Origin of the sequence: Rossellomorea sp. NPDC071047, from assembly GCF_050270195.1 — a bacterium.
Classification (GTDB): domain Bacteria; phylum Bacillota; class Bacilli; order Bacillales; family Bacillaceae_B; genus Rossellomorea.
Genome location: NZ_JBNNJT010000008.1, coordinates 15,356 through 27,703, shown reverse-complemented (window position 1 = coordinate 27,703; position 12,348 = coordinate 15,356). Strand labels below are relative to the sequence as shown.

The 12,348-nt window shown below is 33.9% G+C and carries 7 protein-coding genes; 5 read left to right on the top strand and 2 right to left on the bottom strand.

The window, feature by feature from the left end; genetic code table 11:
* Positions 1–148: 148 nt before the first annotated feature.
* Together ACQKFO_RS21280 and ACQKFO_RS21275 are read right to left on the bottom strand one after the other, a co-directional pair.
* Positions 149–2,872: a type IV secretory system conjugative DNA transfer family protein gene (locus tag ACQKFO_RS21280; RefSeq protein ID WP_427600839.1), complete on the bottom strand. Its 2,724-nt coding sequence runs from the start codon at positions 2,870–2,872 to the stop codon at positions 149–151.
* Positions 2,865–4,157, bottom strand: coding sequence for a replication-relaxation family protein (locus tag ACQKFO_RS21275; protein ID WP_427600837.1), 1,293 nt, complete (start codon positions 4,155–4,157; stop codon positions 2,865–2,867). The genes ACQKFO_RS21280 and ACQKFO_RS21275 overlap by 8 nt, the downstream gene beginning before the upstream one ends.
* A gap of 1,097 nt (positions 4,158–5,254) precedes the next feature.
* Here ACQKFO_RS21275 and ACQKFO_RS21270 point away from each other — a divergent pair.
* The 5 genes from ACQKFO_RS21270 (at position 5,255) to ACQKFO_RS21250 (ending at position 12,292) form a co-directional block, all read left to right on the top strand.
* The gene (locus ACQKFO_RS21270) at positions 5,255–5,626 is read left to right on the top strand and encodes a hypothetical protein (RefSeq protein WP_230980883.1); all 372 of its coding nucleotides are present in this window, start codon (positions 5,255–5,257) and stop codon (positions 5,624–5,626) included.
* Positions 5,626–6,984 carry a cell division protein FtsZ gene (locus ACQKFO_RS21265; RefSeq protein ID WP_427600835.1) on the top strand — a complete coding sequence of 453 codons (1,359 nt, stop codon included), beginning with the start codon at positions 5,626–5,628 and terminating at the stop codon, positions 6,982–6,984. Before ACQKFO_RS21270 ends, ACQKFO_RS21265 begins: the two co-directional genes overlap by 1 nt.
* 475 nt (positions 6,985–7,459) lie before the next feature.
* Positions 7,460–8,467, top strand: coding sequence for a hypothetical protein (locus ACQKFO_RS21260; protein ID WP_427600833.1), 1,008 nt, complete (start codon positions 7,460–7,462; stop codon positions 8,465–8,467).
* A gap of 1,242 nt (positions 8,468–9,709) precedes the next feature.
* Positions 9,710–10,867 carry a hypothetical protein gene (locus ACQKFO_RS21255; RefSeq protein ID WP_427600831.1) on the top strand — a complete coding sequence of 386 codons (1,158 nt, stop codon included), beginning with the start codon at positions 9,710–9,712 and terminating at the stop codon, positions 10,865–10,867.
* 558 nt (positions 10,868–11,425) lie between these two features.
* Positions 11,426–12,292, top strand: coding sequence for a tyrosine-type recombinase/integrase (locus tag ACQKFO_RS21250; RefSeq protein WP_427600829.1), 867 nt, complete (start codon positions 11,426–11,428; stop codon positions 12,290–12,292).
* Positions 12,293–12,348: the final 56 nt, after the last annotated feature.

Sequence of the window (12,348 nt, the reverse complement as noted above, 5' to 3'; positions counted from 1 at the left end):
ACGACAGTATCATCGCTTTTATATAGTGTGGGTTTCGTCCCATTTCATATATTAAATTGAAATTATGCTAGGTAGAAAGTTACAAGTAGATTGTATACTATCTTCCATATTTCTGCAATAGCACATTATTTTTACATTAATAGAAATGTTATTCATCCTCATCCATGCTCTCGGCTAAACTATCAAACAGATTTTCCTCTTTAATTGTTGGGACACTCACTTCTACTTTTGGTTTCAAAACTAAATCTTTAACAACCTCATGATTGTTATTTGAAATGCTTTCAGGAAGATAATCTAAGCCATCCTCCCACTCTTTGTCCAAATTCTCCTCAACGGAGTTATCTGGCTCCTTAAACGTAGTAACTTCACTCAAAATATCTGATTCTGATCGCACTGGCTCAGTTTCTATTTGCGAAGTAACGGCAGCGGCTATTTGCTTCTGAGTTTGGTTGGAGATTTCATTTCGCTGTTCGCCCACTATATCCGTCTTATCTGAATCTAAGATATCACTATGATTTGTATTTGCGGATGCCCGCCTTATTCTCGGCTTCGGTGTGGAACCGTATTGTAGTTTGCTATTAGGTTGCTCGATATGTTTATGATTTAACGTTTGTGACAAGACCGTTGCCTCGATCTTGGACTCTTCCACTTCCTTTTGGATCCTGATTTCCTGTTCACTAACACTCTCTATATTTATTTCAGAATCATTCACTTGTTTCCCTTTGTTCAATAATTTTTCACGCTCTTCTAACCAGTATGCCGCTGCTTCAGGGTTAACCTGGCTCTTAGCTTCAACAAATTCCTCTCTTGGTACAAAGTTTGCTTTAATTTTCCTTGCCGGTTTGGATTCGTTGTTCACGACTATTTTAGCGGCCGCTTCAAAAGCTTTCAGAGAAAGAATATCTCCTGGTGTTAGTATAGATTCCTTTTCTTGCTGATAAGAGCTACCTTGTCTCGACACAGGTGAATCTTGTAACGGTGATACTGATTGTTCAGATGTACTCTCAACATAATTATTCTTCTCATGAAACAAAAAGCTAAATGTCTTTGCGTCAAATTCACTAACATCAGCATAGACGACTTTATTACGAAAAGTGGTTAAAAGTGTATGCATGAAGTATTCACCATAATCATCAGCGAGCTGAGCAATTGTTTGAGCGATTACGTGAATATTTGCTTTATATTTACGTGATTGAGCAGGGAAATTTCTGAAAGGTTTATAAATGTACTCAGGAAATTCATCTGCGTATATAGAGTGGTAAGGCGATATCTTGGGTTGTCTTCTAAAAACAGCATTCTGAACTGATAAAAGGACCATCTTCCCTAATACGATTGATAATTCCATTAGGCTCCCCTTTTCAGTATTAACCAATAAAATTCCTCCTGCTTCTAAATGGGCATCAAAATCAAATGAAGATTTCTTGAATAACACCCTTCTAAGCAGTACATTTGATGATATATCAGAAAGGATATTTCTCAAACCCTCGATGAATTCACCTTTTTTATCAAAGTACTCAATTTCCCCTCGGTATTTACCCGATGTAATCTTGCTTACTTCGTTATTTCTGTCCCTTACAGGAATTACATTGGCGTCAAACCAACGATCGGTATCTTTTACAACGTCCCAGAAGTTCTTCTCATCTTCTGTTTTAGCTAATGGAGCATACTTTTCTATTCGACCTTTCAATTTTAAGTGCATTTTATGAACAAGTTGTACATCATTGTACATTTCATAGAGCTCTGCTAACGTTGGCTCCTCCTCTTCAGAATGTAATTTAAGTAAGTATATATATTGCTTGAAATGAGCGCGTTGTGCTTGGGCAAAGAAGAAATTGTCATTTTCCCCCAAACCTTCAACCACCATTGTCATAGATTCTGCTACTTTATCAACTGGACCCTGGAGCGGGTTTATAGATGGAGTGTTTTCATTAGACGGATCTACATAATAAATGGCTTCTTTAGGAATCCCGTGGGCCAAGCATAATTTATAGACATCTTTACATAGATCATTAGACGGTTCGATAACTACTAATCCATTTAAATAGTTGCCTTTAATTTGATCGTAATCATCTCTTTTAGAGACAGATGGAAAATCATTAATATATTTTGTGAAGTGGTCTAAATCTTGATTAATTAGTGGCGTTGCTACAGCAGCGGTTTTACCGGTACCAATCGATCCGACGATCATTGTGTTCAGACTACGGTCTCCACCTGGAATGGTTACCATTTCTTTTGTATCAGAATCCGGACCTAAAATAACATCTGGCAGTCCAGTATCCCTTTCGGACTTAGTAAGTTTCTGAAAGAACCTTGAAGTCACTTCGTACTCCTTAAAAGCTTCCACAATTTCACTTCTATTTTGATTAAATAATCCACCTATATATAGGGACAATAACCCCAACATGATTAAGGGTAGTGACATTACCAACAGCAAGAATGCTTCAGTATTCCCAATCATTACATCTCTTAAAGCATCTGAAGATACATTTATCATTTCTGATCGTTGTAAGAAGTATGGCACTACATTGTTATAAATCGATGCCGTTACATTCAATAAGAACATTGATAATATTGCACCAACTAAGGTGAAGAATTGCACTAGCCTCCATTTAAATGATTGATAATATTTAACTCTGGTGGAGAAGAGCCATCCGATTATCATTACTGGTGAAAGTAACAACATAGACCAAATACTCGGATGAAGCGGATCTCCAAAAATCCATAAGTAATGTAATTTCTCAGTCATATAAGATCGGAACAAAAAAATCTCGTTAGTTACTCCTCTTATTAATTGGTACAAGGTGTGAATAAACAAGATAGTCGATATGATCACAGGTAACTTCTTTTTCCAGTTCAGTTTTGTGCTACTCAAATGTGGTCACCTCCAACCTATATGGAGACACCTGTTTATAAAAGACAGGTAATGTAAATAAGTTTTCTTCCCATGAACAGTTATCCCCTAGTAGCAAGTTTGAATATTCTTCTCCTAAAACATCAGACTCCAGTTCTTCTTGATTTTCATATACTGCAATCAAGCGGTCGATTCTTCTTTTCATTTTTTGCTCATTTATTAAATGGTATGATGCGTCTAGCCTCTCCAAAGAAAGTAAGTGCCCTTCATGTAAATGGATCATTCCGATGGTTTCAATTAGCGTGCCGGATTCATTCTGTACCTGATATACTTTCTCTACTTTGTGACGCTCGTTTGTGTTTTCAAAATAAACCTCATCTAACGGTATTTCGGACAAATGATAAGGAAAGTCACTATTTAATTCTGAGAAAAGGCGCATTCCCACCTCTACCTCAAGAACACGTTCTTCCTTGTTGAATGGGACAGTATTAGACAGCATCTTGTTAATAGATGTTGACGCAGTTCTTAAAGGTAAGAAGAAAATTTCTAAATTCTCCAACTCTGGGTCCTCATTAAAAATATTCATTGAACTCCTCTTCATATTTCCAATCCTTCTAACTTTATCCCCATACTTCTTTTTTGATTGAAAGGAATCATCTAGTGAAACAAATACAACAAAGTGTTGTTGCAGCGGATTCATGTTAGCCCAATCTCTGTACCTTTCAACCTTATCCTTTATAACAGGTAATCCTTCAGTACCAGTATCCAATTCCAGATATACAAAAGTATTCTCATCTTTCAATATCCAATCAGGGATCACAAGAGCTGTTTCAGAAAATTCATCTGACAAAAGTAAATGTTCTTGGGGATGATAGGATTCAATGGAAGTTCTATCAGTGCTACATAATGTATTAATTACAACTTCTTGCGTCCCAAGGTAATGATCTAAATTCCTGATGTAGGAGACCTTTCTTAAAATCTCTAAATCCCCTGACTCAGAATATGGTATTAATCCTATATTGACTAACACTGAGTACCCTTTCGGTCCCAGACGATAATAATAAAATCGTACACCCTTGACCCCTAGATCATACTCATGCCTTACTAACAAATTATACTTAACAAACTTCCTTAGCCTTCTAGTTAGAGAATGATAAAGTGATGAACCCTTGGTAGCTCCAACCAACATACATATTTGTTTTGTAGTTAATAGCCGATGCTTATAAACCAAGTGCAGCAAGTTGGTCTCCTTATCTTTCAATATGACTCCTTTTCTATCGTCATCTATTAGAGCATGACTCAACATAATTCACTCCTTCCAAAGCAAAAAAACCCAAGAAGAAAAAGGAGACATTTGCAAAAAGCCTCTCTTATTTCATCTTGGGTTCTTCCCATTTGGTTATGTAATTTTTTAACACTGTCATTATAGCACATTAAATCAAGAATTTAACATATATTATAAATTCAACATTTTAATACATGAAAATACAGAATAGATGTTACCAGGATTATCAAATAATTTATTGATTGGGTTAATTTCATAGAGTAGAAAATAAAACTCGGTTTGTGGAGTTCTTTCACCTGAAAAAATGCACTAAAATGAATCTACCAACAGGATAAAAGCCTCGCTTCTCTCAGAAAATCCATCCTCTTTGTATCAATGGTTCAACTCTACTAGAGTATGTTTCTGGCAGAAACATACTCAAAGAAACACACTTTATATGTTTCTTTGAACGTGATTCTTTGAATGTGTTTCTTTGTGGGAAATTTCGAATGATTTCACTACGATAATATGCGGTAAACCTAAATCAATTTATACATATTGTATGAATTTAGATTTATACAACTTTACCGATTGGTAGTCCAATAATTATTGGATTTACACTACTGGACTTCCACCGGTAATCCGCGGTAGCTCAGTTATAGCAAAAAACAGCGATAATCAAAAATAATCAACGGTTTCTTTTAGAACAACTATATTACGAGTATAGGTTGTGATCAGGTTACATTCAGCTATTATCAATTCACCATTCTTAAGTTAGATACTAATATTCAAAATTTCGCTTCTAAAATTTATTTGCAAAAGTGGAATTTGTGAATATGAATTTAAAAATCCCAATTCATTTCCGCTTCTTAATTGCAGTCCGCAATTGAGGGACACAATTGAGGTTCTTATAGGAGCTCAATAAGATATATTCTCTTAAACTCTTATTAATAAAGGGTTTGTTTGCGGACCGCAATTGAGGACCGCAAAGGAAAATCTAGCTCATAATGTAGTTATATCTAATGGAATTATTGGATAGTTTTTCTTGTCATAGTAGGTTCATTGTTTTATAATGTTCCTTAAAGGTACATAATTTAGTTCCTTTAAGGGACGCATACTCCTGCAGAGGGGGGATAAAATTGGAGAAGGAAGAGAAGATGGTAAAGTATAAAGGCAGAATATTAGACTTAGATACCATTGAGTACGACGACAAGACTTTGCTTTTTCTCAGAAAAAAGCTGGATGATTTCACAATCGATATCTTCAGATTAGTAGTTAATGAAGCCAAAAATAATAATTTGGGATTAGTTAAAACCAGAATTGAGGATTATAGCAAATCAAGGAAAAGATATGATAATTCATTTCTTATGCTTGAGGCACAAGGCTTTATCGAAAGAAAGTTAAATGGAACGTCAACTCCTTATTATTTAACTGAACGAGGAAAGCAATTAATAGCGCTACTTATAGAGGAAAAGAGAAATAAACAAAATATAGATGGGGTGAGTAATTAATGAAAGCAATTAATGAATTGAAACTAGGTGCTTTACCACTTATTCTTAACAAACAGCTTTTAGACTCTGAAGAGGTCCAAAGAGAAAGATCCCGTTTCCCTAAACAAGCCGTAATTGGATTAGGTCAAGGCGGTGGGCGTATTGCTGCTGAATTATCAAGATTTGGAATGGACACATTCTTGGTGAATTCTTCAAAATCTGATATGGAAGAACATAGAGATTTAATCCCTGCAGATCGACGCATTGTAACAAAGAGTGAGAAACATCCCAATTTAGAAGGTACAGACAAGAATGCTCAATTGGGCTTTAATATTGCTGTAGAAAACAAAGATATCTACATGGATTTAGCAAGAAAACCAGAAATTACAGAGGCTGAATTCGTTTGGTTATCAGTAAGTTTGGGTGGAGGTACTGGGAACGGTGCATTAAAAGTAGCATTAAGTTATTTGTCGCAAGTACGTAAGAAGGTAGCGTCTCTTCCAGATGGGAAAGTCACACTAGGAGTTATTTGCTCTTTACCATCAAGCGATGAAAAAGGAACTTCTTTTAGAAGAAATGCTTTAGCAGGAGTATCTGTACTTCAAAATTTAATTAATGAAAAGAAGATAGGAAACGTTCTAGTTATAGATAATGAAAAAATCCGAAATTATTATGACGAAAAAGCACTTGAAACAAAAAACAAGACACAAATTGATGCTAAGTCTTATTCTAATATGGTAGTAACTTCTTCTATCGTTGAAGTTTCAACAATACCCTTATTAAATGGTCGTTCCGTCCTAGATAAAACAGAACTTCTAAGTACATATTCTACTCCTGGATGGTCATCAATATCAAAAGTAAATGGCCTAAAGGAAGAAAATAAACTCGAGGGAGTTATTGAATCCCTATTTAAAGATAATGAAGTTTTGGCCAACTATGATTATAAAGAAGATACACGTGCTCTAGCTGGTGCAGTAGCTGTACTATATCCATCAAGAAATAACATTGATCCTAGAATTGCAGATAGTATTTATACGATTTCAGCAGACTTCTTACAATCTAAGGTTAATCATGCTATTGCAAATGTAAATAAGTTAGAATCCATAACTGTTTATGGATTATCAGTCCTTTCTACTCCCCCTACAAGAATTCAACAATTACGAGAAGAATTAAAACAGTGGGAACAAATTGAAAAAGAAATTGAAGAAAAACAGAAAGCTGACGCCGTTTCTTTAGGTCTTGATGAATTTAATGATTTCTTCACTGTAGATAATGAAGAAACTAGTAATTCAATGGATGAATTTTCATTTGAAGATGAATTCGGTTCAGATAAACCGGCAAAGAAAGTTAATTTGGCTGACTTGAAGGACGATTTTTAATCAAGGAACTCCATACGGAGTTCTTTTTTTTGCTTCAAGTAATCTCTTAATTAGATACTTCTTAATCCCCCATAAATATTCATTCCAATCTCTTCGCCATAAACAGTTAAATTCAACCCCTATGAAGAATACGGTGCTTGCATCAATACCAAACATCATTAAAACCCCTTAAAATCAACCCCGGTCAACACTATTATCGTATTTGATCGCGAGCGGTAATCAAAAAATTAACTCCGGTAAACCTAGATAAGGGATAAATTATCTACGATAATCGCATATTATTGATAGATACCGAATAGATATATAGTAACCGTTGATTATCAAAAGTTATCATTTGTTGTTCGTCGGTGATTTTTTGCGGTCATTTGCGATAATCGGCTTAATATCGAGGTTTTGTGGGTATAAAACTGTTGAATCTAACAGTTTTGGAGGGTAATATAAAGATATTAATTTATGTTGAAGGTGGTGAAAGTGTGTGAGTATGCAAGAATTTATCTTAGAAAAGTTTTCTGAAGATCCATTACTTAAAATGATCGATCGCATGGGGTTTAGAGAAGATCTACTACATACAGACTACTTTGAAAATATACATCTAGAAGGTTCTTATTCTACTAAGGAAGCTTGTTCTATTTTGGGCTTACCAGAAGGAAAAGACTGGATGTTTAGGAATTACTTAAAAAGACATGATTTAAATGAGTATTTAGATGTTGGAAAAGTAGGTAACCAACACCGATTCGATTACAGCAACTTATTTAAGTTTAATATGATCTTTCTGTTAGTAGATAAAGGGAAAAAGACTCCTATGGACATTGCTCTTGAAGTAGGAATGAAACATGAATCCTATATGGAAAGAGAGCCAATTTCTAATAAAAGGACTATTAATCCTAATGCGGCGCCGTCTGTCTATACAGAGGCAGGTAATGGCTATGAAAGTCTTCTGAATGACATGGAAAATTTAAAGACTATGTTTCTTCTCAATCAATATAAAGAAAAGAAGGCCGAGTATCTTCAAGTTATTAAAGATGCTAAGAGGATAAAAGAAGATTGGACTAAGGACATGGAAGACACAGTAGAAAAAATTGAGATCCTGGAGTTATCAAGGGAACTAAACGAGGGACTGAATAATACTCCATCATTTTTACAAAAAGAAATTAAAAAAGTTCAATTAAAAAGAAAGAAATTTTTGTTCTTTGGTCCTACAATTGAGGACGAATATGTAGATGAAACAGCTGCATCTGAGATCCAAGTATCTGCACCGGAAAATTTAGAGAAGATATATGATAACCTGAAAGATCGACGAGACAAATTGGAACGTGAAAAAGAAACACTTTTTGCTGCTTCAGATATTCAAATTAGCAAGCACCAGAAATTACTTGCGGAATTAGATGAAAAGACACAGCCTTTATTATCGAGATTAGACACTGAAGATACATTTGTACGAAGTTCGTTATTCATAGAAGGTGATGGAGATAAAGAAGAATAAAATAACTTGCATAAGTATTATTACATGTTATATAATAAACCCATACTAATTTAAGAGGTGATTGCAATGTTTTCAAACTTAAAAGACAGCACTAAAAATGTTCTGGATAAAGTTGCTATTTATCTAGGAGTAATTTTAGTCCTTAACGCAATCACAATTACAATTCTTAAGCAATTTGTTTAATCATCGCATCCATCATCCATCAAATCATTAAAGTATCTCTTCAGCTCCCATCTATCCCTGGGAGCTACTTTTTTATCGATAATCCCTGAGTGATTTGCGATAAATCGCATAAAACTAAAGAATAACCCAAAAAGAAAGACCCTTTACTAAATTGTAAAGGGTCTCTCTTTTTGGGTAAAAGCAACAGGCATAACCAGCGCTTTAAAGTTCATTTATTAAGTTAACTCTAATATAGCATAGGCCAGAAATGCTTGCAACTAAAAGGTTAATAAATTTTATTCGACAATATATCAAAAACCACATTGATCCTGGAGGAGGAATCCTACTACTTACGTAAAACGACAGAAATTTTAAAATAGGTATTGCAGAAATTAAATTCACTGTGCTAACATTGAGGTGGGTAAAAGTAAAAGGGTTATCTAGGATGACTTTTCAGAATGAGTCGATCCTTTACCGTTTTTAACGGGAGAGGTCTATCCATTTAGGGTAGGTAGATTCATAGTGAAAATTGATCACTTGATAACAGCGTATTTTTTATACACTTTTTTAGTGGATAAACTTAACAAAAAATAAAAATAAAGGAGAAACCAAAAAAAAATCTTAGGAAAACAAGTCTCCTAAGATCTCGCCCACACAGGCAAAAAACATTAATTTGATATGTATATTGTAACACCTAAAATGAGTAGATTCAACAGTTTTTAACACTTAAAACATTATATAATTAGAGATAAATAGATAAAAATAAAAAGTGTGTGGGCGAGATTTTATAGACCAGTAGAACAAATTGATCAAAGAGAAATATCCCTAATAAAGCATAGGGTTTATTTATGCAAAGAAAAATGAGTTGTTATTTTCATTTGCTACTTACTTTGTTCAGCTGCTGGAGGTGTAAAATTCTCGCTTTTTTGTGTGCTTTTTTTGAGAAAATTGCTTGCAGATTAGCTTTTGACGAATTACACTTCGCCTTGGTGACAGGTTTTCTTAAGATTGGAGAGATTTCCTTGAGTAAAAACCTACTCAAAGAAATCCTTCCGGTTTTAAGGAGGGTAGACAAGAGCAATGGTAAAAAAACAGGATCACAAAAGTAAAGAAAATAGTGCAATTACATATAAAATAGATGGCTTTCCAATGCACCAGGAAGAATTAGATGCATTTAGATTTTTGAAAAACGAAGGAATACAACCCCCTGCAAGTGCATATGTAGTGTATTTGACAATGATGAAGCAACTGCAAACAGAAAGCAGTAAACGAGGGATACTGAAAGATTATAAATTGTCATTTTGGGCTAAAAACCTCAATATTCCTTATTCCTCTTTATATTACGGTTATCAATTTTTACGAAAGTATGTTTTTTTCTCTGAAAAAATCATGGGTGGTGTAGAGGTACTACACTTTCCTAACATTGAAAAATTAAATAACCCGGAATCAAATAGGGTGAAAGATGGCAGCTTCGATCTTAATTATCTTACAATCCCTAATTATCTATTGGAGACAAATGTCCTCGCTGAGTTAGTTCGTACTTCAAACTCAAAAACCATTGAGCTCTTGTTCTCTTTATTGAATCAATTCAGGGCTGGTTTAAGGCAAGGGAAAATTACGAATACTTCAAAAACATTTGATCGTAATATTAAGACTTTAAAAAGTGAATTAAATAAAAAAGCTAAAGGAGTTCGCTCAGCATTAAATCTTCTTTCACCCATCCTAGATATTACATACATAAACAAACACATGCGTGGCATGCAGCTCTGGATTGAAAAGGTTTCGTTTGCTTTAAATAAGAATTGTTTTGTAGAGAATACTGCGAATAAAGATATCCATCCAATTTTGGCCACTATGAGTAAAGAATTTGAATACTTCTTATCGCGACACAGCATCGCTTTTAAAGGATTAGATCTCCGAAACATGGTTACTGCATTTAGATTTGAAATTTTGGAGAACTTCAAAAAAATTCCTCAAGAAAAGGAATTTAATTTTGAATACCTAAAAGCTAGCAAAGATTATGTGAGCTATACTTTGCATTACCTGGAAAAATTATGGTTAAAAGAAGGTAGACCTACAATCAGAGTGCTAGGGGCCTATTTCAGAAAAGTATTTAGAGGGGGACTTAACTATTGGGTTTATACCAATGTCCCAGAAGAACTACTTTATGATATTAAATTCAAACAGCTAACTGAAAAAGGATTAATAGATGATTTCTTAAAGCCGTTAGCTGCATAAATAGAATATCGTATTCAGCCTTGCGAAAAATTCAAAATCGCAGGGTTATTCACATTTCTCTTCATTTCTATTTAGAACAATATTAGGGCATTTCACCATTCTTTATATACTCTTGATACCAGAAAAATGAAAGGGGCTACTCGATTTGAGTGGGCCCTTTTTATTTACCCTGATATTTTGTTCGAATGTAGTCCTCTGATTTGAAATAATGTTTAAATGTTTCCTTGTGGATTTGTGATAAGTTTAAATGTCTTCTTGTGAATTTGTTAGTTGTAGAATATTTATCATGTGAATATCTTAATTATTGAATAGATATCATGTTAGGAATTGATGCAAACCAAAGCCACAACTGGGTTCGCCAACTGTTTATGAACATAGCTTATTTCTCTTTGATATTTTTTATTTTTCCTTGAACATTTTAATAGTATTTGTATATTTATCTTTAGTTGGATTATTTACCATAGAAGATGCTATCTCTAATAGCAGAAATATTGTAAATGCTACTCATATCAAGGATTATGCTATAATATAAGGAACTATATTCCAGAGGTGAGATAAATGAGCTTCAAAAATTCCTTCACCTACGACTATGAACAATACTTAATTAAAAATAAAAAGTTTAAACCAATAACTCTTCATCAGTACACTAATGCCGTGGAGATGCTATTCGAACATTTAAAGTTTAAATATAAAACCTCTATTGTAGATCCAGTGAATGTTAAGCCCAGTGATATAAAAGGGTTTTTAGAAGAAAAGTTGGATAAAGGTATTTCGGCTAATACAGTTAATAAATATCTTTCAACGCTTCGAACTTTTTTTCATTATATGTGGGAGAATAATAAAGTAGGAATCGATCCTGTGGTTAAAATAAAATATTATAAAGTTGAGTCGGTAGGTACTAAAGAATTCACCTTTTCAACTTTACTGGATATATCACCAAAAATTTTAAAAGATAGCCAATATCCATTAATATTGAAATGTATTTTCATACTTGCTATGAAAGGCTGTCGATTTTCTGAGTACCATTTTAAAAAGGACGACGTTATTGAATACGGTGAAGAGGTCATTATAAACACTAAGAGGAGATCTATTCGGCTTAAAGGACAAGAGGCCAATATTTTCATGTCTTTTTACATTAATAGTCAGTTTGATCCTGGAGAATATGTATTTACAACCAAGAGGCACAACACCGGGGAATTTGCTCCAATAGAATATGATTCATTATATCTTTATATTGGATACATCAGGGATGATTTTAAATTACCAAAATCGTTTAAACTAGATAATATTAGAATGTCCTATGTTTATTATAATAAAAAAGTTAATAACTATAGTGTTGAAGAATTAGCTTCTGATTTGGGCATTGAACAAGCAAGCGCAGCTGCACTTTTAAAAGAGTCCATTGAAAGATTTGAGAGTGAATAGTATAATGAAAAACAGCAAACAAATTATATAAGAAAATAATGGGATAAACCCATAAA